This window comes from Pectobacterium parvum (genome assembly GCF_020971565.1).
GTDB classification, from domain to species: Bacteria; Pseudomonadota; Gammaproteobacteria; order Enterobacterales; family Enterobacteriaceae; genus Pectobacterium; species Pectobacterium polare.
The window spans coordinates 2,976,171-3,000,934 of sequence record NZ_CP087392.1; the positions used below are offsets into that span (position 1 = coordinate 2,976,171).

25 protein-coding genes and 1 pseudogene are annotated in these 24,764 nt (G+C 47.7%); 3 read left to right on the plus strand and 23 right to left on the minus strand.

Going from position 1 to position 24,764, the window contains the following annotated elements; translation table 11 throughout:
* Positions 1-119: 119 nt before the first annotated feature.
* The 9 genes from flgJ to flgB all read right to left on the minus strand — a co-directional run bounded on the left by flgJ (position 120) and on the right by flgB (position 7,515).
* The gene (gene flgJ / locus LOZ86_RS13370; RefSeq protein ID WP_039538138.1) at positions 120-1,082 is read right to left on the minus strand and encodes a flagellar assembly peptidoglycan hydrolase FlgJ; all 963 of its coding nucleotides are present in this window, start codon (positions 1,080-1,082) and stop codon (positions 120-122) included.
* Positions 1,082-2,191, minus strand: a complete 1,110-nt coding sequence (locus LOZ86_RS13375) for a flagellar basal body P-ring protein FlgI (protein WP_039485727.1) — start codon at positions 2,189-2,191, stop codon at positions 1,082-1,084. Before LOZ86_RS13375 ends, flgJ begins: the two co-directional genes overlap by 1 nt.
* Before the next feature lie 16 nt (positions 2,192-2,207).
* Positions 2,208-2,921 carry a flagellar basal body L-ring protein FlgH gene (flgH, locus tag LOZ86_RS13380; RefSeq protein ID WP_014915904.1) on the minus strand — a complete coding sequence of 238 codons (714 nt, stop codon included), beginning with the start codon at positions 2,919-2,921 and terminating at the stop codon, positions 2,208-2,210.
* Between the two features lie 181 nt (positions 2,922-3,102).
* The gene (gene flgG / locus LOZ86_RS13385; RefSeq protein WP_230242131.1) at positions 3,103-3,885 is read right to left on the minus strand and encodes a flagellar basal-body rod protein FlgG; all 783 of its coding nucleotides are present in this window, start codon (positions 3,883-3,885) and stop codon (positions 3,103-3,105) included.
* A 27-nt stretch (positions 3,886-3,912) separates the two neighbouring features.
* Positions 3,913-4,668, minus strand: a complete 756-nt coding sequence (locus tag LOZ86_RS13390; RefSeq protein ID WP_039485730.1) for a flagellar basal body rod protein FlgF — start codon at positions 4,666-4,668, stop codon at positions 3,913-3,915.
* A gap of 21 nt (positions 4,669-4,689) precedes the next feature.
* A complete protein-coding gene (gene flgE, locus LOZ86_RS13395) occupies positions 4,690-5,892 on the minus strand; it encodes a flagellar hook protein FlgE (protein WP_039485733.1) in 1,203 nt (400 codons plus the stop codon).
* 74 nt (positions 5,893-5,966) lie between these two features.
* Positions 5,967-6,650, minus strand: coding sequence for a flagellar hook assembly protein FlgD (flgD, locus tag LOZ86_RS13400; RefSeq protein ID WP_039485736.1), 684 nt, complete (start codon positions 6,648-6,650; stop codon positions 5,967-5,969).
* A 15-nt stretch (positions 6,651-6,665) separates the two neighbouring features.
* Positions 6,666-7,070, minus strand: coding sequence for a flagellar basal body rod protein FlgC (gene flgC, locus LOZ86_RS13405; protein ID WP_010279553.1), 405 nt, complete (start codon positions 7,068-7,070; stop codon positions 6,666-6,668).
* A gap of 28 nt (positions 7,071-7,098) precedes the next feature.
* Positions 7,099-7,515 carry a flagellar basal body rod protein FlgB gene (gene flgB, locus LOZ86_RS13410; RefSeq protein ID WP_010279550.1) on the minus strand — a complete coding sequence of 139 codons (417 nt, stop codon included), beginning with the start codon at positions 7,513-7,515 and terminating at the stop codon, positions 7,099-7,101.
* A gap of 165 nt (positions 7,516-7,680) precedes the next feature.
* Between flgB and flgA the strand changes: the two genes are divergently transcribed.
* From flgA to LOZ86_RS13425, 3 genes are all read left to right on the plus strand, one after another.
* Entirely contained in the window at positions 7,681-8,349 is a 669-nt protein-coding gene (gene flgA, locus LOZ86_RS13415) for a flagellar basal body P-ring formation chaperone FlgA (RefSeq protein ID WP_103941490.1), read from the plus strand.
* A 141-nt stretch (positions 8,350-8,490) separates the two neighbouring features.
* Entirely contained in the window at positions 8,491-8,787 is a 297-nt protein-coding gene (gene flgM, locus LOZ86_RS13420) for a flagellar biosynthesis anti-sigma factor FlgM (RefSeq protein ID WP_010279542.1), read from the plus strand.
* Between the two features lie 5 nt (positions 8,788-8,792).
* Positions 8,793-9,230 carry a flagella synthesis protein FlgN gene (locus LOZ86_RS13425; protein ID WP_039485743.1) on the plus strand — a complete coding sequence of 146 codons (438 nt, stop codon included), beginning with the start codon at positions 8,793-8,795 and terminating at the stop codon, positions 9,228-9,230.
* Positions 9,231-9,302: 72 nt separating this feature from the next.
* Here LOZ86_RS13425 and LOZ86_RS13430 read toward each other — a convergent pair whose 3' ends face one another.
* The 14 genes and pseudogenes from LOZ86_RS13430 to flhD all read right to left on the minus strand — a co-directional run bounded on the left by LOZ86_RS13430 (position 9,303) and on the right by flhD (position 24,114).
* The gene (locus LOZ86_RS13430) at positions 9,303-9,719 is read right to left on the minus strand and encodes a flagellar protein FlhE (protein ID WP_230242132.1); all 417 of its coding nucleotides are present in this window, start codon (positions 9,717-9,719) and stop codon (positions 9,303-9,305) included.
* Between the two features lie 5 nt (positions 9,720-9,724).
* Entirely contained in the window at positions 9,725-11,809 is a 2,085-nt protein-coding gene (gene flhA, locus LOZ86_RS13435) for a flagellar biosynthesis protein FlhA (protein WP_111778785.1), read from the minus strand.
* Positions 11,802-12,951: pseudogene (gene flhB / locus LOZ86_RS13440) on the minus strand (flagellar biosynthesis protein FlhB). Before flhB ends, flhA begins: the two are co-directional and overlap by 8 nt.
* Before the next feature lie 242 nt (positions 12,952-13,193).
* Positions 13,194-13,838: a protein phosphatase CheZ gene (gene cheZ / locus LOZ86_RS13445; RefSeq protein WP_039485750.1), complete on the minus strand. Its 645-nt coding sequence runs from the start codon at positions 13,836-13,838 to the stop codon at positions 13,194-13,196.
* Positions 13,839-13,847: 9 nt separating this feature from the next.
* The gene (gene cheY / locus LOZ86_RS13450) at positions 13,848-14,237 is read right to left on the minus strand and encodes a chemotaxis response regulator CheY (RefSeq protein WP_039485752.1); all 390 of its coding nucleotides are present in this window, start codon (positions 14,235-14,237) and stop codon (positions 13,848-13,850) included.
* 38 nt (positions 14,238-14,275) lie between these two features.
* A complete protein-coding gene (locus LOZ86_RS13455; protein WP_230242134.1) occupies positions 14,276-15,328 on the minus strand; it encodes a protein-glutamate methylesterase/protein-glutamine glutaminase in 1,053 nt (350 codons plus the stop codon).
* A complete protein-coding gene (gene cheR / locus LOZ86_RS13460; RefSeq protein WP_039485757.1) occupies positions 15,328-16,200 on the minus strand; it encodes a protein-glutamate O-methyltransferase CheR in 873 nt (290 codons plus the stop codon). Before cheR ends, LOZ86_RS13455 begins: the two co-directional genes overlap by 1 nt.
* 517 nt (positions 16,201-16,717) lie before the next feature.
* Positions 16,718-18,403 (minus strand): methyl-accepting chemotaxis protein, encoded by a 1,686-nt coding sequence (locus tag LOZ86_RS13465; RefSeq protein WP_039485760.1) that lies wholly within the window; start codon positions 18,401-18,403, stop codon positions 16,718-16,720.
* 135 nt (positions 18,404-18,538) lie between these two features.
* On the minus strand, positions 18,539-19,036 hold the full coding sequence (gene cheW, locus LOZ86_RS13470) for a chemotaxis protein CheW (protein WP_039359892.1): 498 nt from the start codon (positions 19,034-19,036) through the stop codon (positions 18,539-18,541).
* 31 nt (positions 19,037-19,067) lie between these two features.
* Positions 19,068-21,068 carry a chemotaxis protein CheA gene (gene cheA / locus LOZ86_RS13475; RefSeq protein ID WP_181892554.1) on the minus strand — a complete coding sequence of 667 codons (2,001 nt, stop codon included), beginning with the start codon at positions 21,066-21,068 and terminating at the stop codon, positions 19,068-19,070.
* A 39-nt stretch (positions 21,069-21,107) separates the two neighbouring features.
* On the minus strand, positions 21,108-22,163 hold the full coding sequence (gene motB / locus LOZ86_RS13480; protein ID WP_039485767.1) for a flagellar motor protein MotB: 1,056 nt from the start codon (positions 22,161-22,163) through the stop codon (positions 21,108-21,110).
* Positions 22,160-23,047 (minus strand): flagellar motor stator protein MotA, encoded by an 888-nt coding sequence (gene motA / locus LOZ86_RS13485; RefSeq protein WP_039485770.1) that lies wholly within the window; start codon positions 23,045-23,047, stop codon positions 22,160-22,162. The genes motB and motA overlap by 4 nt, the downstream gene beginning before the upstream one ends.
* Before the next feature lie 134 nt (positions 23,048-23,181).
* Positions 23,182-23,760, minus strand: coding sequence for a flagellar transcriptional regulator FlhC (gene flhC / locus LOZ86_RS13490; RefSeq protein WP_005970730.1), 579 nt, complete (start codon positions 23,758-23,760; stop codon positions 23,182-23,184).
* A gap of 3 nt (positions 23,761-23,763) precedes the next feature.
* Positions 23,764-24,114, minus strand: a complete 351-nt coding sequence (gene flhD / locus LOZ86_RS13495) for a flagellar transcriptional regulator FlhD (protein WP_010279486.1) — start codon at positions 24,112-24,114, stop codon at positions 23,764-23,766.
* Positions 24,115-24,764: the final 650 nt, after the last annotated feature.

The window sequence follows — 24,764 nt, forward strand, 5'->3', positions numbered from 1 at the left end:
TTGTTCCTTTTACACAGGCTTTTGTCGCCCTGCGCGATTAACCAAATGCTGAAAGCAGCAAATACGCTACATAAGTTAATTACTTTATCGGTCAGGAAGCGCAAATCTTGAATAAAAAATTAAAATAGCCGACTCAAATCGTGAGTGTAAGCTTTCGCCACTTTCTCGCCAGAACTCTTCATTTGCTGGATCATGCTAACCAGCTTCTGGGCATATTGTGGGTCGGTCGCATAACCCGCCTTTTGTAACGCATGAGCGGCTTGCTCAGCCGTTCCGGCGCTCATCACAGCAGAATAGCGTGGGTTATTGGTCAACAATTTCACATAGTCGCCAATAGCCTCAATATAGGAATCGTATACTCGGAAGCTGGCTTTTACTTTTTTGGCCACGCCTTGCTCATACTCTGTCGTCGTTATTTCTGTTGTCGGCCCATTCCAGCTACTGCCTGCTTTGATACCGAACAGGTTATGACTTGGTCGCCCGTCTTCGGTAGGGATTTCACGCTGCCCCCAGCCAGACTCAAGCGCAGCCTGAGCGATGATGAGGTGGTGAGGTATACCGCTATGCTGGCTGGCAATCTGAGCAGGTAAGGAAATCTGAGACACAAAATTACTATTGGATAGCGGCAACGCTGAACCCGTAGTGGGCAATTTGGGCAGCGCTTTACGTACCATCTGTTCCACGGCCGCGGTTGGCATGCTTTTAAGCACATCACCATCAAATGTTAATGGAACAGATGGAACAGCGGCTTTAGCCGCCGTAGCATCTGGCGATTGTCGGGTCAATTGCTCAACCATAACATCCGCGAGCCCAAGCCCCTTGCCCTTAGTCGAGATCTCTTGAGCAATTTGCTGGTCATACATTGAGGTATACAGACGCGTCTGATCGCTGTTGAAAAGCCCATCCTGCGGAATCGCAGAACGCATGCTTTTCATCATCAATTGTACAAACACGCCTTCCATTTGTTGCGCAACTGCCCTGATGCCCTCTTTGCTTTGAGGATTGCCTGAAACTTCACGCTTCAGCGTATTCAGGGACTGCGCATCATAGGCTGCGTTATTCAGCGTCTGCATATCACTCATCAGATAATTTCCAGTTTGGCACGCAAGCAGCCAGCACTTTGCATCGCCTGCAGAATAGACATCAGCTCCATCGGAGTCGCACCCAAAGAGTTCAATGCACGCACGACATTGTTGAGGTTGGCGCTGGAATTGACACGCTGTAAAGCCCCACCCGCTTGCTGAACCGAAATCTCTGTTTGCGGCGTAACCACCGTCTGACCACCGCCAAATGGGGTATTAGGTTGGCTAACGTTGGCCTGCTGATTGATCGTCACAGAGAGGTTACCCTGAGCGATAGCACAGCTATCCAGCGTGACATCGCGGTTCATCACGACAGATCCAGTACGAGAATTAATAATCACCTTGGCATCCTGAATACCGACGTTGATTTCAATATTCTGGACATCGGCCAAAAAGCGAACCTGAGAACTGTTGCCATGCGGAGCAAGTACCTGAATGGTACGAGAATCCAGCGGGGTCGCAGTACCACCGTATCCAGAGCGATTAATTGCATCGCTGACTTTCTGCGCCATCGAGAAGTCGTCGTTCTTCAGTTGCAGCATTATTGTATTTGACGTGCCAAACGTGCTTGGCAACTCTCTCTCGATGACGGCACCATTGCTGATTCGACCGCCAGCAAGTTGGTTAACCTGAACACTGCTTCCACCGGCAGAAGCACCAGCACCGCCAACCAAAACATTCCCCTGAGCGAGGGCATATACCTGGTTATCGACCCCTTTCAATGGGGTCATCAACAGCGTCCCGCCACGCAAGCTCTTCGCGTTACCGAGTGAAGACACCACGATATCAATATTTTGGCCTGTTCTGCCAAAAGGCGGAAGTTCCGCCGTTACCATAACCGCCGCCACATTCTTCAACTGCATGTTGGTACCGGCAGGAACAGTAATCCCTAACTGGGAAAGCATGTTAGTCAAGCTTTGCGTGGTAAACGGCGTCTGCATGGTCTGGTCACCAGAGCCGTCCAGACCAACAACTAAACCGTAACCAATTAACGCATTACCGCGTACGCCCTGGATATTCACCAGATCGCGAATTCTCTCTGCCGACGCAGGGGCAATATTCAGCGTCAGTAACGTCAGCAGTACAGTGAAAAATGATGCAATCCGCATGGCAGGCCTCTTAAGCTTAGAACGGAGAAACATTGAGGAAGAACCGCTGTAACCAGCCCATGTTTTGCGCTTCGTTAATATAGCCATTACCGACATATTCAATGCGCGCATCCGCAACCTGGGTTGATGGTACCGAGTTGTTACCACTAATGGTTCTCGGATTAACTACCCCAGAGAAACGGATAAACTCTGTTCCCTGATTAATTGCAATTTGTTTTTCGCCAACGACCTGCAGATTGCCATTAGCTAATACTTGACCAACCGTGACCGTAATCGTGCCACTGAAGGTGTTGTTCGCATTCGCACCGCCCTGCCCAGTGAAGTCATTCGTTCCTGTCGCATTCAGAGACGCACGATTATTACCCAACGGCCCGTCAAGATAACGCGGTACCACCGTTGCACCGAACGTTGACGAACCATTACGAGCAGCATTGGCTGACGAGCTTTTACTGGCGCTCACATTTTCCTGCAACACGATCGTCAATGTGTCACCAATATTACGTGGGCGACGATCTTCAAACATTGGCTGATAGCCATAATTCATCGGCTGCACGGTTTGGAAGATAGAACCATTAGGACCCGCTAATACAGGCGATCCAGGCTGAGCAGTCGTAGGCCCAGTGACAACTTTATCATGCGGAATATAGGCGCAACCGTTAAGTGCTAACATCGCGATCAATGCCAACAGACGGTGTCGGCGGAGTGGTTTGATAACCGACTTTGCATTCATTATCACTGCGGATATCGCCTTAAATTAATCTATTTCACATATTCACGGGGTAAATCAAAACCATATCTGCAGCACCTATCTGGTGCCAATGGCCATCATTACCCCGTTAAACACTGTCTACATTGCTACTATCAGGCAGCCAGAGCACCCGCTCTCGCTCCTGAAATTAGCGGGTCACCCATTACAGCTGAGTCAATTTCTGCAACATTTGGTCAGAAGAAGAAATTGCTTTACTGTTGATCTCATAGGCTCGCTGAGTCTGAATCATCGATACCAATTCCTCTGCCACATTGACGTTGGAGGTTTCGACATATTTCTGATACAGCAGGCCCGCGCCATTCAAACCTGGGTTTGTTTCATTCGGCGCACCTGAACTCGCGGTTTCCAGATACAGGTTCTCACCCATGCTCTCAAGGCCGCTATCATTAATAAAGGTCGTCAGTGTCAGCTGGCCAATCTGGTTTGTTGCCGCCTGTCCCTGCACTTTAACGCTGACAATACCGTCACGACCAATATTCAGTTCGGTCGCATTCGCCGGAACAGTAATCGCGGGCTGAACATGATAACCGCTGGACGTCACTAACTGGCCGTTACCATCAAGCTGGAAGGCGCCGTCACGCGTATAAGCCGTTGTCCCATCAGGCAGCTGAACCTGAAAGAATCCCTGACCTTTAATCGCAACGTCTTTAGAGTTACCCGTTTCGGAAAAGGTCCCTTGAGTATGAATACGCTCTGTTGATACCGGACGAACACCTGTACCCAGCTGCAAGCCGGACGGTAGCATGGTTTGCTCTGAAGATTGAGCCCCAGGCTGACGAATTGTTTGGTACATCAAGTCTTCAAATACCGCACGCTGACGCTTGAAACCATTAGTGCTGACGTTTGCCAAGTTATTGGAAATAACGTCCATATTGGTTTGCTGAGCATTCAAGCCGGTTTTTGCAATCCACAAAGAACGGATCATTTATTCACTCCTGTGCGCACTCGGCGCTTAACCCATTGCTAATATCTGATTAGCGCGTTGTGCATTATCGTCGACGCTGCTAATGATTTTCATCTGCATTTCAAAGCGACGAGCATTGGCAATCATATCGACCATCGTATCGACCGTGTTCACATTACTGCCCTCGATCACACCCGGCATAATACGCACAGTAGGATCGTTTTGCAGAACATTACCACGTTGTTGCTGAGCCTGCTGCGTCAAGCGGAATAACCCGTCATCAGACCGCTCAACTTCTTGTCCGGTAGCCTTAACAAGCTTCAAACGCCCCAGCTGGGCAATCGTATTCGGCGGATCCCCAGCGTTAAGAGCAGAAATTGTACCATCAGCAGAAATGCTGATCTGAGCCTGCGGAGGAATGTCAATCGGTCCACCGTCGCCCATCACAACACGCCCCTGAATAGTCAACTGCCCATCAGCGCTGATCTCCATATTACCATTACGGGTGTACGCTTCACCGCCATCAGCCGTTTGCACTGCCAGCCAACTCTCTTTCGGTAAAGCGACATCCATTGCACGGCCAGTATAATTCATCACGCCTTCAGTCATATCAGCGCCAGGCGTTGAAGCGACAACCAGCGTTCGGGTGGGCAGTGTCAACCCATTTACCGGTACAGCACGCAGTGCGGAAAGCTGTGCCCGGAAACCCGGCGTTGAGGCGTTAGCCAAGTTGTTCGCAGTAATTGCCTGCTTTTCCAATGACTGGCTTGCGCCCCCCATTGCCGTATAAATCGCGTGATCCATGCAATGTCCCCGTTAGGATAATTAACGCAGGCTAACCAGCGTTTGCAGAATGGAATCCTGCGTTTTGATAGTTTGCGCGTTTGACTGGTAGTTACGCTGCGCAACAATCATACTGACCAGCTCTTTACTCAGGTCAACGTTTGAACTTTCGGTAGATTTGCCGATCAGTTTACCCAGACTTCCGGTACCTGCCAGACCAACGACAGCCTGACCAGAACTCGCCGTTTCAGACCAGGCGTTATCGCCTTCAGGCGATAAACCTTCTGGGTTGGCAAAGCTAGCCAGCAGGATCTGACCCAGCGCCTGCTTCTGACCGTTGCTGTAGCTGCCTTCGATCGTGCCATCGTCATTGATAGCAAAACCGGTCAGCGACCCCGGAGCGAAACCGTTCTGAGTTGGGCTCTTATAGCTATATTCGGTATTTTGCTGCACGCTGCCAGTCAAATTGAGAGTGAATTTACCTGTAGCAGCACCATTCGTACCAACAAGGTCGATGTCGAAAGGCGTATGCCCCGTTAATGCACCATTAGAAGCAAAGTTCAATGCTCCTGCATTTTGATACACGGCGGGAGTAATGGAGTCATCCTTAGCATACGTTTGCCATGTATTGTCTGCCGTTTTAACAAAATACAGGGTGAAGTTATGCACATTACCCTGACTGTCATAGGTTGTTAGTGCCGTTTTGCTGTTGTAGGTGCCTTCCGCACCTGGCGTTGTAGCCCAGGCATTTGTGGGGACTGCGTCTGAAGATTTCAGGTTAGCCTTAATTGATGCGATTGTCGTTGCGCTCGCCAACATGTCCCCATCAGGAACCGTCAACGGTACTGGATCGGCACCCGTTTGCACCGTTGGCGGCGTACCGGCGACCGGATAGCCCGTCAGTTGCATACCTTGCGCGTTGACGATATTACGACCGTTCAGCATGAACTGACCATTACGGCTGTAATAAGTCGAACCGTTGGTGTCTTGCAGACGGTAAAAACCACCGCCGCTAATCGCAACATCCAGGTCTCGTGAGGACGACGTCACAGTACCGTTACCAAAATCCTGCAATACCGATGCGACCTTCACACCCATACCGACTTTAGAACCCGCAAACATATCAGCGAATGTGACGGTCCCGGATTTAAAACCCACTGTCGCTGAGTTAGCGATGTTATTACCGATAACATCCAGGTTATTAGATGCCGCGTTTAAACCACTGACCGCCTGAGAAAAACCCATGTCGCTCTCCAGAGAATTGATTAAGTCATATTCCAGATAGTGAATTTCACTGGAATAACATGAAATTTACACCGTTACAGAATCTGCCGGACATCGTCCATGGTGGCTCTGCCGCGTAGTCCTAAATCCAGTAATGCACCGCCATCAGCGCGAATAACACTATTTACCACCGCATAACTCAATGGTTGAACAACCTGCTGCGCGCCGCCAGTACTGGCAGCAACAGTGAAGGTATAAGCCCCATCAGGCGCAACCGTGCCATCAGAAAGTTTACTATCCCAGTTGAATGAGTGAACGCCAGCAGAAAGCGTACCCAGTTCGATCGTACGAACAGCTTTACCTGTCGCATCATTAACGGTGACGGTAACAACCTCTGCGGCTTTTTCCAGTTCCACGCCAAAGGGGGTACTGGTTTCTTTACCAACAAGAATGTCTTTTCCAGGGATCATGACACTGTGGCCAATCAGCGTTGTTGCCTGCATGGATTGGTTGTTATTAATCTGACCAGAGATAGAACCCAATGTGGTATTCAACTTCTCAATACCGCTGACCGTATTAAGCTGAGCAAGTTGGCTTACCAACTGATCGTTGCTCATCGGATTCGTCGGGTCCTGATTCTTCAGCTGTGCAACAAGAAGTGTCAGGAACTGATTCTGTAGGTCAGCACCGCTGTTTTTCTCTACCGGTGTAGATATCGAAGTATTCGATGTGCTCTGTGTTCTCGTTGCCGAGGACGTATCATTCGTTGTTATAGACATTATTTCGCCTCCCGATTATTGCCCGATCGTTAACGTCTTCAGCATCATCGATTTTGTCGTATTCAAGACTTCGACGTTTGCCTGATAACTGCGCGATGCAGAAATGGTGTTTACCATCTCAGCCACTGGGTCAACATTCGGCATGCGAACGTATCCCTGCCCATCAGCCAGCGGATTACCCGGTTCGTAAACCAGACGAGCAGGTGATGGATCTTCAATAACATTGGAAACGCGTACGCCACCCGTAGACTGCCCCGGAGCGGCATTCACTTCGAATACAACCTGCTTGGCGCGATAAGGCTCGCCATCAGGGCCCGTCACACTGTCTGCGTTAGCCAGGTTACTGGCGCTCACATTCAGACGCTGAGATTGCGCAGAAAGCGCTGAGCCTGAAATTTCGAATATATTTAATAACGACATGAATCTTTACCTTCCTATCGCGCTACGATCACGAACCTGACTGCAGGACTGACATCATGCCTTTAATCTGTCCGCCCAGAACGGTCAGGCTGGATTGATATTTCAGGCTATTATCGGCAAAATTAGTGCGTTCGCGGTCCATATCGACCGTATTGCCATCCAACGCAGGCTGATCGGGTACGCGATAAAGCAAATCAAGTTCCGGCGGCTGAAAATTCTGTGCCGGTATATGCCGTACAGACGTGGTTTTCAGCGCGATACCCGTACCGTTCACCCGCCCTTGCTCCATCGTTTTACTGAGCTGGCTGGCAAAATCGATATCCCTGGCCTGATAGCCTGGCGTATCCGCATTAGCAATATTCGCGGCCAAGATTTCCTGCCGCTGGGCACGCAAGTTCAACGCTTCCTGCTGAAACCGCAACGAGGCGTCTAATTTATCAAGCATGCTCCCTCCGCAAGTTAGAATTTGGAGTGAGTAGGATAATTCTCATGGTGGCTATGCCATCGAACGAATAGACACCAAATGCAGCGCTATTTATTGCCTTAACCTCACGCTGACATTGTTACACTTAATGCCCGATATAATCTGAATCAGGAGAGCCGAACAGGAATGAAAACAATACATTATTACCTCTATCTGGCGGCGTCCTGTTTTTTCATCCTGTGTGCCCCTGTCAATGCGAACGACCTTCCTGCACAGATCAACCAATTTTTCGCCTCACGCTTTCAGGGAAGCACGAATACCGTAAACGTTGTGGTAAAATCGCCAGAATCGCAATGGCCACAGTGCGAAGCGCCCCAAATCACGCTGCCCGGGAATACGAAAATGTGGGGTAATGTGAGCCTGTCCATACGCTGCGGGCAACAGCGTCGCTTCATTCAAACCGAAGTTCAGGTAACAGGGAATTATGTCACCAGTGCTCGGCTTATAAATCGTGGAACCACGTTGACGGAAAAAGACATTCGTTTGACAAAAGGCCGGCTCGATTTATTACCGTTGCGCCCTATACTGACGTTACCTGGCGCACAGGGCGCAGTCCTTTTGCGCGATCTCACGCCTGGCCAGGTTATTACCGCCTCCATGATCAGACGCGCCTGGGTCGTAAAGGCAGGTCAGTCAGTGCAGATTATCGCCCAAGGGGAAGGCTTCACAATTAATGGCGAAGGAAAGGCCATGAACAACGCGGCAGCCGGACAAGCGGTCAGAGTCAGAACGGCAAATGGACAAATAGTCAGCGGAATCACAAACGAAGATGGGATTATTCTGATCTCACAGTAATTAATTAAAGATTTGCTCATGTTTGCCGATGATAGGTACAGAGTCATTACTGATGACGTTTTAAAATTGAACACCAATGTGATGAGAATTCTGTAAAACATTGATGATTAACCATTTATCCTCAAATCAGAGGGATGTATTATGAGTATTGATCGCACCCAGTCACTGAAGCCGGTCAGTCAAGTTCAGCAACGCGAATCTGGCGATGTCGCTAAAGCTAAACGTAAACAGGCTGAAGCTCAGTCTGAAGTTAGCGCAACTCAGGTAAAACTGAGCGACGCGCAGGCAAAATTGATGCAACCGGGTACGCAGGACATAGACATGAACCGCGTTGAAACCTTAAAGCAGGCAATTCGTGATGGCTCACTTAAAATTGATGCCGGAAAAATCGCGGATGCGTTGCTTAAAGAGACTCAGGATTTTTTAGCAGGTAATTAATATTTATGGAAAATCTGCAATCGATTTTGGATCAACTGCTGAGCAGCCTACGTGAGCTCAATGTTGTTATGTCCGAAGAGCAAACGCTGCTTTGCGCTGGCCACATTAACAGCATTGCTCTGCAACAGGTGACAGAGAAGAAAACTTCTCTGCTGGCGACAATGCAGCATTTGGAAACACGGCGCCATGAGACTGAGTCGACTCTTAAGCTGCAAGCGCCTTATGACGGTATTGAAAAACTATCGGCTTACTGGCAGCAAGTACAAAAGTTAACCAGACGTTTGAATGACCAGAATCAGCACAATGGTCTTCTGCTTAGCCGACATATTGCCTACACGAATGAAGCCATCAATATATTGAAGCCTCGCCATGGCCAGGGTCTGTATGGTCCGGATGGTCAGTCGAAAGGCGTGACAGTTGGTGGTAGAAAAATTACATTCTAAAAGTCTCTGCATTTCTGGCAGAGACTTTTCATCTTTTAAAACAGCCAGTTATTTAAATTACCGCTTAAAAACCTACTTGTAATTTACCGCAATATCGATCGTACGCACGCTGAACGTATGATTAATACGTCCATTCCCTTCAATGTAGTATACGAAACGAAACTCATTATTAGCCGCTAATCCGTCAAATGCTCGAGTTTGCCCGTCACCACTTCCGTCTAAGTCAACACAGCGCTGCGGCGATTGTGAACACAGTTTCACAACAAGCCCCACAGGTATCGCAGAATCAATCATGTGCCGCCAATATATTGTCGTAATCGTTTCATCTGGATTAACCGCTATGTTAGGAACAAAAGCTGACGTCGTAACCATTTCGCCACGATGATCAAGTTTTATTCCTGACATACTTCCGTTCCAACTACCTGGCATCGCGATGGCACTGAACGAGAGTGCCAGTGGCAGCAAGGCTGCTGCCAGAGCGCGCATCATCTTCCTCACTTCTGAGCTTCCCCAATAACTGATGTCATGCGAATCTGGCGATGATCGCTGATTTCTAAATTAGACAGTACGGCCATGTTTGGCAGACTACGATGCAGGAATCGAGCAAGTAAAGCGCGTAAAGCATGGTTCACAAGCAGCACCGGCGGAGCACCCAACATTTCCTGCCGCTGTAGCGCTTGTTTCGCCTGTTCAAGCAGACGATCGGCAAGTCCCGGTTCGAGGCCACCACCGCCTTGAAGCGCCTGTAACAGAAGCCGCTCCAACGATCCTTCCAGACCGATAACCTGAAGTTCGCTGTCTCCTGGGAACCACTGCTGGGTAATCGCACGCCCCAGAGCAACCCTCACCACTGTGGTGAGCTCATAAGGGTCTGGCTGCACTGGCGCATGTTCAGCCAATGTCTCCATAATGGTGCGCATATCCCTAATCGAAACTCTCTCACTAAGTAGATTTTGCAAAACCTTATGCAAGGTCGTTAACGTCACTACGCCCGGAATGAAATCTTCTGTCAGCTTTGGCATTTCCTGTGCAACGCGATCCATCAGTTGCTGAGCTTCCTGTCGTCCAAACAGTTCACTGGCATGTAATGCAATTAAGTGGTTCAGGTGCGTTGCTACTACGGTACTTGCCTCTACGACCGTGAATCCCTGAGCTTGAGCCTGATCTTTCAGGGCATTATCAATCCAGACTGCTGGCAGCCCAAACGCAGGATCCTGCGTGATATCGCCAGATAAAGAGCCAACCGCATTGCCCGGATTGATCGCCATCCAACGACCGGGATGAGCCTCACCGCTACCCACCTCGACACCTTTCATCAGTATGCGATAGCTGGCAGGCTGAAGTTCCAAATTATCCCGGATATGAACCACCGGCGGTAAGTATCCCATTTCCTGGGCAAACTTCTTCCTGATACTACGAATCCTGCCCAGTAACTCGCCATCTTGCTGTGCGTCAACCATTGGGATCAATCGATAGCCAACTTCCATACCCAGCGGATCTTCAAGCTGTACATCAGACCAACTGGCTTCAATAATCTGATGTTTCTCCATTGATGCTGGTATAGGCTGCATAACAGGTTCTTTTTGCTGTTCACCACGCATCCACCAGGCAAGCCCTAACAAAGATGCGGTAAATAACAGAAAGACAAAGTTGGGCATTCCAGGAACCAGCCCAATAAGCCCAATAACCGCCGCACTCAGTACCATCACTCGTGGGTTATTGAACAACTGAGTGACCATCTGCTGGCCAACGTCCTGATCGGTACTCACGCGAGTAACAATCACACCCGCTGCGGTAGAGATAATCAGAGCAGGAATCTGGGCAACCAAGCCATCACCGATGGTAAGCAGCGTATAGCTTTCAGCGGCCTGCCCTACCGGCATGTTGTGCTGTACAACACCGACGATCAATCCACCAACAATGTTGATGATCATGATAATCAGTCCCGCGACAGCGTCACCGCGCACGAACTTACTGGCACCGTCCATTGAGCCGTAGAAATCTGACTCCTGAGTAACTTCAGCACGGCGCTTTTTCGCTTCTTCTTCACCAATGATCCCAGCATTAAGATCGGCATCGATCGCCATCTGTTTACCGGGCATACCATCCAACACAAAGCGGGCACCAACTTCAGCGATACGTCCGGCACCTTTGGTGATAACCATGAAGTTGATTAAGACAAGAATGATAAAGACCACAATACCAATGGCGAAATTTCCACCTACCAGAAAGTGTCCGAATGCTTCAACGACCTTCCCTGCTGCTGCAGTCCCTGTGTGCCCTTCGAGCAAAATAATACGGGTTGATGCAACGTTGAGTGACAAGCGCAGTAATGTAGAAAACAGAAGGATCGTAGGAAACGCAGCAAACTCGAGCGTTCGCTGCGTAAACATCGCAACCAGCAGTACCATGATTGATAACGCGATGTTAAAGGTAAATAGCAGATCCAGAATGAATGGCGGCAGCGGCAATACCATCATGGAAAGTATCAGCAGGATCAGTATTGGCCCAGCTAATATTTGCCATTGGGCACCCTTCATATTACTCGGTAAACGAAGCAAAGAGGCCAAATTAGCCATCAGTAGTATTCTCTTTAGCAAAATCCAGTGCATCCGGCACTGGTAGATGTTTCGGTTTTCTAGGAATTAATCCACCTTCTCGCTTCCAGCGTTTCAGTTGATAAACCCAGGCTAAGACTTCTGCAACGGCAGCATACAGCGCGGCCGGAATGTGCTGTCCGACCTCTGAATGACGAAATAACGCTCGCGCCAACGGTGGTGCTTCTAAAATAGGAACACGGTGTTCTGTCCCCAATTCACGAATACGCAAAGCGACGTCGCCAGCCCCTTTAGCCAACACCTTCGGCGCATTCATTTTTTTCTCATCATAACGTAATGCTACCGCATAATGCGTCGGGTTAGTGACTATAACATCAGCTTTAGGCACATCAGCCATCATCCTACGTTGGGCCATTGCCCTTTGTTGCTGACGAATACGTCCTTTAACGTGGGGATCGCCTTCACTCTGTTTATGCTCATCACGAATTTCCTGTTTCGTCATCCGTAATTTTTTGATGTGACTCCACACTTGCCAAAACACATCAAAAGCGACCATGGGAATACCCCATAATAATAAGGAAACCACACATCACGGCAAGTTCCAGCGCATCCCCCATCGCCGCAATCGGCGCTTCGGATACCAGATGCAATATCTTCGGCCAGTTATGAATCAAGAACAAGGTACTAATGATCCCGACCATGACTGATTTCAATATCGCTTTGAAAAGCTCAGCCAATGATTGGGAAGAAAATAACCGTTTCAGCCCAGAAATAGGATCTAATTTTTTGAAATCAACTTTTAATGACTTAGTACTAAATAGTATCCCACCCAGCAGCATCGGCGCAGACAGTGCAACCAATACGGCCCCGAGCATAATCGGTACCAACGCAGATGCTGCTTGTCGCAGTAGTGAACCAACGTGACGTAGCATTTGGGTATCATCGCCAATCGTTGCGTAATCAAAATTTAACGACTGTGAGACAATTCTGGCCAATCGGCCAGCCATGACATCACCTCCTATCCACAAAATAGCCAATCCTGCGACCATCATCACAACAGAAGTCAGCTCTCGAGATCGCGGGATTTGCCCTTCTTCTCGTGCCTTTTCCTCTTTTTGGGGAGTGGGGGCTTCTGTTTTTTCTAGATCGCTATCTTCAGCCACGATGTGTTCCTGTTACGACTTTCAGGATAGGAATTTGCTGCCTAGCATGACAAATACGAGAAAGTTTTATGGCTGGAACAAAGAGAAAAACCGACGCTTCTTTAACGAATAGTAAGGATACACAGGCGGGAAAGTCGAGTTTAGCTATTTATGGCCATAAATACTGGCCATAAATAACCGAGCGATGGTGTTCATCATTCTTTCAAAAAAGGGAATAGTCCCCTTTTCTGAAGCAAGATTCATTAGAACCCAAGGCTATCCAGAAGGTCATCAACCTGATCCTGATTGGCGACGATACCTGCTGCACCTTTATCCATCTGAGGTCCGTTCAGCAGACCATCATTTGCACGCTTAGGCGCGTCTGGTTTTTCTGGGATATTTTCCAGCAATACCATCAGCAGTTGTTTTTCAATCTCCTGGACAACATCCATCATACGCTTGATTACCTGACCAGTAAGGTCCTGGAAATCCTGCGCCATCATAATTTCCAACAGTTGGGCGTTGGTAAACGAGGTATGCTGTGGTACATCTTCAAGATAGCTACGCGTATCCGTCACTAATTCGCGCGCATCAGCCAGTTCGATTGGATTTTCAAACCATTCATCCCAACGAGTTTTCAGAGATTTGGCATCAGCTTCTAGTTGGTTTTGACGTGGCTGTGCAGCTTCTACGCAGTTAAGAGCACGCTCTGCCGCTTGCGCAGTCATCTGGACAACATAGTCAAGACGATCGCGGGCATCAGGAATAGCCTCTGCTGCTTCTGCTATCGCATTATCCAGACCCAGCTCTTTCAAACTGTCACGCAGCATACGAGTCAATTGGCCGATACGCGAAATGATCTCGGTTGCTGAAGCTGTGTCGTTCACGGACGGCATATGTGGCGTCATAAGATCCCCTTACATACCCAATTTTTCGAAAATCTTACTCAGTTTTTCTTCAAGGGTAGCTGCAGTAAATGGTTTAACTACATAGCCGCTAGCACCTGCTTGTGCCGCAGCGATAATGTTCTCTTTCTTCGCTTCTGCCGTTACCATCAGCACGGGAAGGCTGGAAAGCGCGCCGTCAGCACGAATAGTCTGTAATAGCTCCAGTCCATCCATGTTGGGCATATTCCAGTCAGAAATGACGAAATCAAAAGTACTGGAGCGAAGCTTGTTCAGTGCATCAGCACCATCTTCTGCCTCTTCTACATTATTAAAGCCCAGTTCCTTCAGCAGGTTACGGACAATTCGGCGCATCGTCGAAAAATCATCCACTACCAAAAATCTGAGTTCTTTATCGGCCATACCTACTCCTAAAATATTTATTGCTCACCGAGAGCTGCTTATATACGTAATGCCTGTCCGGCAGAGATTTGTGCCAACATACGCTGGCTCACCTGGTGCAAATCCACCACTTCATCGACGCCACTCATCGCAATCGCTTCGCGCGGCATCCCGAAAACCACACAACTTGCTTCATTCTGGGCCAGAGTATAAGCACCAGCCTGATGGAGTTCCAACATGCCAGCCGCCCCATCATTCCCCAGTCCAGTAAGGATTACCCCTACAGCATTTCGCCCGGCGTATTGCGCAACCGAACGGAATAACACATCAACTGATGGACGATGCCGATTGACGGGAGGCCCATCATTTAAACGTACTTGATAGTTTGCCCCACTACGCGCCAGTTCAAGATGGCGTGCTCCTGGAGCAATATAGGCGTGACCAGGAAGAACACGTTCACCATCCTCTGCTTCTTTCACCGTAATCTGGCATAACTTGTTCAAACGCTCGGCAAAAGACTTCGTAAAGCCCGGTGGCATATGCTGTGTGATCAGTAATGCAGGGCTTGTCGGCGGCAGGGGCTGTAATACATGCCGTATCGCTTCCGTTCCCCCTGTCGATGCACCAATCGCGATCAATTTCTCACTACTGAGCAATGGCATATGCTGAATAATTCTTGTCGGTTCTGCCGCTGCACTACGTTGCGGAAGTCGCGCCTTCGCTGCCATGCGAATTTTTTCCGCAATCAGTTCGCTGTATGCCAGCATTCCCTCACGGATACCTAACTGCGGTTTGGTGACAAAATCAATCGCACCAAGTTCCAGCGCGCGAAGCGTAATCTCTGAGCCTTTTCCTGTCAGGGACGACACCATGACAACAGGCATCGGACGCAAGCGCATAAGTTTTTCAAGAAAATCCAATCCATCCATGCGAGGCATTTCAACATCCAGCGTTAGTACCTGGGGATTGAATTTTTTAATCAAATCACGAGCAACTAATGGATCTGGCGCAGTTGCAACAACTTCCATATCAGGATGGCTATTGATTATTTCAGTCATGATCTGGCGCATTAGGGCAGAATCATCAACGCATAATACTCTTATCTTGCTCATTATCTTTCCTTAGCCAGCCCATATACAGTTTGCCCACGCAAATAGAATTCACGACTAATCTGGCTGAAATTCTCTGAATGTCCGGCAAATAACAATCCACCCGGTTTAAGCATCGGGACGAATCGACGAAGAATACGCTCTTGAGTTTCTTTATCGAAGTAAATCATTATATTACGACAAAAAATGGCATCGAATGGTGCAGGAACGGACCAATCGGGTGCAAGCAGATTTAGTTGTTGGAAATGCACCATTGATGCAAGCTCAGGACGTACACGAACCAAACCACTATGTGGCCCGGTGCCACGCAAAAAAAACCGCTGTAGTTGTTGTGGAGAAAGAGAGCGCAATTCTTCTTGCCGATAGATGCCAGCCGTTGCCTTTTCTAACACCTGAGTATCAATATCACTGGCCCATACCTGACACCCACTCGCCTTATTACCTAAAACCTCAGCAAGTGTCATTGCCAACGAATAAGGTTCTTCCCCTGTAGAAGCCGCCGTACTCCAGATGGTGTAGCCATTTGGACGTTTTCTGACATGCTCGGCCAATATAGGAAAATGGTGGGCTTCGCGGAAAAATGCCGTCAGGTTAGTGGTTAATGCATTAACAAAGGCTTGCCACTCGGCGCTGTTAAGATCTGACTCCAGTAATGCTAAATACTGGCCGAAATCATTGATTCCGAGCAAACGGAGACGTCTAACCAAACGGTTATAAACCATTTCACGTTTGTGGTCGGCCAGAACAATGCCGGCACGCTGGTATATTAATTGACTGATTCGACGGAAATGGGTATCCGACAACGGCAACCTGTCAACCATCTGCGTCAGGATAGAGGCAGATTCAGGGCGATTTTGCGACGGTGTGCTTTTCATATCAAATCGCTCGAATAGTGTTTTTTGCTATGGTTTTTTTCAATCTGAACTTTCCTTTACAGCTAACGCAGGTTTTTATTGTCATTCGTCAATTACTCATCGCATTACGATTAAAACTGACACTGTATTGGTAATACACACTGCAAGTTCTGCAAACTGAACCGGTCAGCATGTTCGTTCTACCAAAGCCACATGCTGTCGGGTGGCGTTGTCCCTCTCATCACAGCTGCGCTACCTGCTTTATTCTTTGGCTTTAATACCAAAGCCAACCTCACCCCATCATATCCATAACATACGTTACAGATTGAACAATATCATGAATTACCCTACTTCAAAGCACCAGGTGCTGTATCACTTACAACCCCCAAGAGTGCACTGATCGATTACTCGCATGTTCATTTTTTAAATTATGGCGAGTAAACCATCACCCAGCCACCTACATGTAAGCGGCTGGGGATTAGCTCAGTAACAATATCCCTACAGCTTGGATTATTTATAGCTTATACGACGGTTCTGATCAGAACGTTTCCCAATTATCATTTGGTGAACCTTCTTTCGCTTTCTTACCACCATTCGCTGATGAAGCCAACAATGCCGGTTTTTGACCCGCTGTCGCCGGTGTCGTCCTTCTAAACGAACCAGTATCTTCAGACAGACGGAATACAGCAACCGCCTGATTCAGCACTTTCACTTGTTCTTCCAAAGCAACCGCTGCGGTCGCAGACTCTTCAACCAAGGAGGCGTTTTGCTGCGTCACACGATCCATCTCAGTAACAGCCTGACCAACCTGATCGATACCTTTGCTCTGCTCATCAGAAGCAGAGGCAATTTCGCCCATGATATCCGTTACACGAGTGACTGCACTGACGATTTCTCCCATCGTCTCGCCCGCACTTTCAACCAGTACAGAACCTTCATCAACTCGGCTTACAGAATCTTCAATCAAACTTTTAATTTCTTTCGCAGCTTGAGCACTACGCTGTGCCAAATTACGAACTTCACCAGCAACAACCGCAAACCCGCGGCCTTGCTCACCGGCTCTGGCTGCTTCAACCGCCGCATTCAGTGCAAGAATGTTGGTTTGGAAAGCAATACCATCAATCACACTAGTTATATCGGCAATCTTTTGCGAACTTCCAGCAATATTGTGCATGGTTTTGACGACATTATCGACGACCTTGCCGCCCTTCTGCGCTGTCTCTGATGCACTCAGTGCCAACTGACTGGCCTGACGAGCATTTTCCGCATTCTGTTTAACTGTTGCGGTCAACTGTTCCATACTTGCTGCCGTTTCTTCTAGTGAAGCAGCCTGTTGCTCAGTACGTGAAGAAAGATCGTTATTTCCAGCGCTAATTTCTGTAGCACCGGTATAAATGGCATCAGCACCTTGTCGAACCGCACTAACCGTTGAAACAAACTCACTTTGCATATGGCGAATACTGTCAGCCAGAATGCCCATTTCATTACTGCTGTGAAAGTGAGTGGTTTTTGTCAGATCGCCTTTCGCAATATGACGAATGTGTTCAACAATACTATTTAGCGGCCTTATTAATAGCTGTTGAATACCAATCCAGGAAATCAGCGCTAACGCAAAAACCAACACGATAATGAAGCCAAGGATCCAGAGCGCCGAATCGTAAGCTGCATCATTCTTAGCTATACCAGCCTGATAAAGTTTATCGCTTTCAGCTTTATAGGCGTAATACGCTTTTTCAAAGTTGTCCTGAAAACTCTGTGTTGGCTGCTCAACAAACTTCTTAAATTCCCCTGCATTCAAAAACTGAATTAATTCAGTTAATGCGCCATTCAGAGCCACATAATTCTCTTTTACGCCCCGAGTAACATTTTCATCCTGATGCGCATCCTGCGGTACTTTCTCATAACGGGAGAAAAAATCGTTTGCGACAGACAGTTGCCTTTGAGCAGAAACCAGAAGCTCTTTACCGCCAGCACCGGCGCCCGTACCGCTTGCATCAAGTGCAAAACGCGTACCCGCACGGTTAAGTGTATTACGGGTCTGTAATAAATATGACCATGCTGAATCCAGTTCGGAACGCTTTTGGTTAATAACCTGCGTTGAACTGAAGATATCCTTATCATTTTTTAATGCACTAAAGAATAAACCACCAGAAATAAGCTGAAGTGCCCCAAACAACACGAGTACAAGCATCAAACCTGTAACAACTTTTATACGGTTAAACATATAACGCCTTTTGAGTAGACCAACCACCGATGATATCGGCACTATTCTGGATATCTTTACAAATTTCTGAACTGACAAGGATATAGCTAAGGAAGGTTTTCGGGGCCACTTTCGTAGCCCCTGAAGGCCGATGTATTAGGCTTTCAAAACGCTATCAACCAGCGCCATTTCTTCGCTGCTCAACAGTTTTTCGATATCAACCAAAATCAGCATTCTCTCGCCCAGAGAGCCTAAACCAGTCAGGTACTCTGTTGACAGTGTTACAGCAAACTCCGGCGCAGGACGAATTTGGTCTGTAGTCAGTGACAACACATCAGACACGCCATCTACGACAATACCGACAACACGCTGGCCAAGGTTCAGAACAATAACAACCGTGTTGTCATCGTATTCAACATCCTGCTTGGCAAATTTAATGCGCAAGTCAACGATCGGTACAATGACACCGCGTAGGTTGGTGACACCTTTAATGAAGGAAGGTGTGTTGGCAATACGCGTTACCTGGTCATAACCGCGAATTTCTTGTACTTTTAAAATATCAACGCCGTACTCTTCGTCACCCAGCGTAAAAATCAGGAATTCCTGTCCTACTGTTTCGCCAGTTAATTTCGTGACGCTTGCAAGTCCAGTCATGTTTTCCACCCTTTATTAACAATCTGTTTTATTAAGCAGCAGTTTCAACCGCACGCTTTTCACGATTAAGCGCTTGTAACGCTGAAACATCCACAATCAGCGCAACGCTGCCATCACCAAGGATGGTAGCGGCTGAAACGCCTGGTACCTTGCGATAATTACTTTCCAGGTTTTTGACGACGACCTGATGTTGGCCAATCAACTGATCGACCAACAAGGCATAACGTCGACCCGCACTTTGCAGGATAACGACAATACCCTGAGTAGCATCCGTCTTAGCGCCATCCACATCAAAGATATGGAACAGTTCAACGAGAGGTAAATATTCACCACGAACCTGCAATACTCGCTCTCCGCCGGCTAACGGGTACAGGTCTTCGGACTGCGGCTGCAAGGATTCCATCACGGCGTTAAGCGGGAGAATAAAGACTTCTTTGTTAACTTTAACGGACATGCCATCGAGGATAGCAAGTGTTAATGGCAACAGGATTCTGATCGTCGTGCCTTTTCCAGCCTGGAAGTGGATTTCAACATGACCACCCATTTCCTGGATATTCCGCTTCACCACGTCCATCCCGACGCCACGGCCAGAGACGTCCGTGACTTTCTCAGCGGTTGAGAAGCCAGGAGCAAAGATCAGCATGCCCACTTCTTCATCAGACATCGAGTCACTTACTGCTAGCCCTTGAGACAAGGCTTTGGCCAGAATTCTCTCGCGGTTGAGCCCAGCTCCATCGTCGATAACTTCAATACAGATGTTACCACCCTGATGTTCCGCAGAAAGCGTCAAGTTACCTACAGCAGCTTTACCTGCAGCAACGCGTTTATCTGGAGATTCGATACCGTGATCGAGGCTGTTACGCACCAAGTGTGTCAGAGGATCGATAATACGTTCGATCAAACTCTTATCCAGCTCAGTCGAACTCCCCATCAGCGTTAGTTCGACCTGCTTATCCAATTTCGCAGCCAGGTCACGAACCAATCGAGGGAAACGACTAAATACATATTCCATCGGCATCATACGGATGGACATAACCGATTCTTGCAGGTCACGGGCGTTGCGTTCCAACTGACCCATACTATTGAGCAGGTCGCCGTGCGCCACAGGATCGAGTTCGCTTGAGCGTTGTGCCAGCATGGATTGCGTAATCACTAACTCACCGACGAGGTTGATAAGCTGGTCAACCTTCTCAACCGCTACACGAATACTGGTATCACCGGTTTTTGCTTTATTTTTTCCATTTTCCGGTGCAACTTGCGGTTTTGCAGCCACTGGTGCAGACGGCGCAACTGGAGCAGCGGCGGCGACAGGTGCTTCAACAACAGCTAATGTTTCTACGACTTCAGCGACGGCAGGTTGGCTGGCGACGGCAGACTTGAAGCTGATTTGCTCAGGCTCAAGAACAAAACACAGTACCGCACTAATATCGTCTTCGCTTTCAGACGTGACTAATGTCACTTCTACGCTAGTGTCAGTCTGGTGCGGATCTTTAACCGTCCCCAGATTACCAAGCTCTTCCAGCATCTGAGGTATTTCCTGAGACTTCAGGCCGGTTAATGCGATACGCATTTCACCTTTACCATTAGATGCTGGGCTAGCAGAGTGCTGTGTTACAGCCGACGCATCAGATTGGGCTGCGTCACCATCGGCTTTAGACTCCAGAGCAAGCTGGCGCAAGGCCTGACAGATATACTCAAAGCTTTCAGCATTGGGTTCCTGTGCGGTTTTATAAGCGTCCAACTGATCCTGCATAATGTCTTTTGTTTCCAGAAACAGGTTGATGATATCAGTGCTAAGACGCATTTCGCCACGTCTTGCCCCATCGAGTAAGTTTTCTAACAGGTGCGTAGTTTCCTGCAATGCTTTAAAGCCGAATGTGCCAGCCCCTCCTTTTATGGAGTGCGCAGCACGGAAAATCGCATTCAATTGCTCGGTGTCGGGTTCTGACGGATCCAACAACAATAAGTGTTGTTCCATATCTGCCAGTAATTCATCTGCTTCATCAAAGAACGTTTGATAGAAAGCACTCATGTCCATGCTCACGTGGTCACCTCTGCTGTGAATCGCGGCTTATTGAGAAGGCGTCGCCTGGCTATCGGGCGCAGCAGGCAACGCGGTGGTTGGCTGTTGACGCTCTGGAGCAGGAACTCCATTAGTTGGTTGTGGCGATGCCCCACCACTTCCACTCGTATTGTTGTTATCACTATTTTCGGCAGCCGGAGTGGTAGGTTTAGGCTTATCCAACTCCATATTTTGTAAATTTTCCACCTTGTCTATATTTACAGCAGAGCTTTCTGCATTTTCTTCTTCAATATCCTTTTGAGCTTGTCTGCTCAATACCAGCAAACTGATACGTCGGTTAATCGCATCACTTCCACCTGCCGCCTGTTTGAGGCTCATTGTCGCAGCCATGCCCACAACGCGCAAAACTTTTCCATCAGACAAGCCCCCAAAAATAAGCTCTCGACGTGATGCATTGGCACGATCTGCGGACAATTCCCAGTTACTATAACCACGCTCCCCTGTCGTATACTGAACATCATCGGTATGGCCGGAGATACTCAGCTTATTGGGGAAATCGTTCATGATAGGCGCTATCGCACGCAGGATATCTCGCATATAGGGCTCAACCTGCGCGCTCCCAGTTTTAAACATGGGGCGATTTTGACTATCGATGATTTGGATACGTAACCCTTCCTCAATCATTTCAATTAACAGATGGGGACGGAGTGCACGTAAGCGAGGATCGGCTTCAATTAACTGATCAAGGCGTTCACGCAATCTATTGAGTCGAACCTGATCCAGCTTCTTTTCTACGTTATCTGTCTTGATGGCCTTTTTCACTTCACCATCTTGCTGGGTGGGATCATTCCCCCCACCTGGAATCGGGCTGGAACTGTCGCTTGATTTAGAGCCAGAAGTTAATGCAACTTTTAGCGGGGTACGAAAATACTCTGCGATTTGGGCGAGTTGCATTGGCGTAGAAATTGCGATAAGCCACATTACAAGAAACAATGCCATCATTGCTGTCATAAAGTCAGCGTAGGCAATCTTCCAGGAGCCACCATGGTGGCCCCCATGTCCAGACTTACGCTTTTTGCGAATAATGGGATGCTGATGTTTCATGCGTTACTGTCCGACGCTTGCTGAGTCGGCGATTTCACACGACGAATATGTTCTTCCAATTCGGTAAAGGAAGGACGCTCCGTTGAGTACAACGTTTTACGACCGAATTCAACGGCAATTTGTGGAGCGTAGCCATTAAGGCTCGACAATAACGTGATTTTAATGCACTGCAGTACTTTGATTTTTTCTGCATTTTTCTGACGCAGTAACGCGGCTAATGGGGAGACAAAGCCGTAAGCAAGTAGAATACCCAGGAAGGTACCCACCATCGCGTGAGCGATCATCATACCCAACTCAGCAGCAGGTCGGTCAACATAGGCCAGTGAGTGAACAACCCCCATAACCGCAGCGACGATACCAAATGCAGGGAGACCGTCACCCATCATCGTCAAGCTGGACGCGGGTACTTCGCTTTCATGTTCAATTGTCTCGATCTCTTCATCCATCAGCGTTTCAATCTCAAACGCATTCATGTTACCGCTGACCATCAAACGCAAATAATCGGTAATAAACTCAACGACGGTATTGTCAGCAAGAATATTCGGATAGCTCGAGAAGATTTCACTCTCCCGAGGATTATCAATATCAAATTCCAGGGAAAGCATGCCTTGCTGGCGGGATTTGGCCATCACTCGAAAGAGTAAGGCCATGAGGTCCATATACAATGCTTTATTGTACTTGGAACTTTTGACCAAAAGAGGTAGTGCACGTAATGTTGCTTTTATCGCCTTTCCATTGTTACCAACGATGAAAGCACCTACCGCCGCACCACCGATGATCAGTAGCTCCGAAGGTTGATAAAGCGCACCCAAGGCCCCACCGACCATGAGATAACCGCCGAGTATCGAGGCCACAATTACGATATAACCCAATATAACCAGCACAAGAAATCCTTATAATAAAAAAGGTGGGCGGAAAGAGAGATAAAACTGCGGAGCCGTAGCCAGGACGTTCTAGAGGAAGAAATCTATCACCGCCTTCACAACACACAGTGATAGATTCACAAATCGCTACAGGCTCAGACTGCGTGTTTTACCTGTTCATCCAGCAGTTGAGGTATTATATCGGCAAGATTTTGCGAAAGTTTACGCCTTTTTACCGCTCTGGAAGGGGGTTGGCACAAACTACAAACAAAACTGTTTTTAGGTTGATGAGCGTGGGTAATGAACATCCCTTTGCAGCAATTACATGACGATAGTTGCAGCATACCGCTGTCAACAAACCGGACTAATGTCCAGGCACGCGTCAATGCCAACAGTGGAGAATCGCTCTGCGGCGCACACTGTTCCAAGTAAAGTCGATAAGATTTAATAACCGCTTCAACACCGCTGCACTGCCCATTCTTGATTAAAAAGCTGTAAGCGTTGTAGAACATTGATGAATGAATATTCTGTTCCCAGGTCATAAACCAATCCGTTGAAAAAGGTAGCATTCCCTTTGGCGGCGGACTTCCTCTAAGTTCTTTGTACAGTTTAATCAAACGTCCGCGACTTAACTGAGTTTCACTTTCCAGCATCTGTAAACGAGCACCGAGCGAAATGAGCTCCATCGCCAATTGGATGTCTTTCGCCTCCTGAACAATACTTTTCTCCGCCATTACTTATGCCCTTTTCTTAGGCAGGTTTTCTTCTTTCGAAGTTAACTGTTGTAATAAGTTACTCGACAACAAAATCCCCGTATGGATTTGCTGTAAATCATCCACACGTGATTCCTGAGTCAAGACTTTGATTGTATTGTGATCGTTAAAGCGGAAATGGCATATCAGTTGGTTAGTTTCTGCCAATTTCACCATCTGCGGTAAAGTCAGTTGCATCAAGATATCTGCCATCTCGTCATTGATTCCCAGACGAAACATTGCAGAAGCTTTTTCATCATTAATTAAGCGTTGCGCCAGTAACAAATAAGACAGATTAATGTCATAAATGTGTTTGAGTAATTCAGAGGTACCCATATTTCCCATCCCGACAGGCTATGTTTAAAACATAAGTTAGGTGATAGACCATATCGCCCAGTTCGAAAATCACTCTCCATTGATGGCATAAAAAACTATCGGTGCCAGATACTGCGAGTTACTACTTTATCATTTCTTATTCGGGCAATCGTTACTTGCCAACTTTACGCATCACGCTGCGAATCCGTTCATCCGTTGCTTTCTAGTTCCACCCTGAAGATTTGCTTCAACCAAAGCATAGGATTAATCCTAAAACAGCGCAACTGTACCGCCTAATCCGTAGCACATACAACGCGACTGAAGAATGATTTTGGCCATTATGTGACACGGATCACACAAATGAAAGCATTATGAGCTAAACCCTGTCTGGTCTGATCACTTTTATGCCTATTTTCCCGCCAAAATCGCACACTAAACGTTACAAAAAAGAGCATTGAAAATAATAAAAAAGAAACAATTTTCTTGCTATATAAATGATAGATATACAAAAAATCCCTTGAGCCCAGAACACACTCCTTTATGTAAGTTTATACCTTTCACGAAAAACTTACACTTTTTACCCAAAAAACTCTTAACCTCATGTTATGAAGCAATATTTATCTATCCCTATCAGAATACAAACCAATGGCAACAAAGCAATCGAACTACTA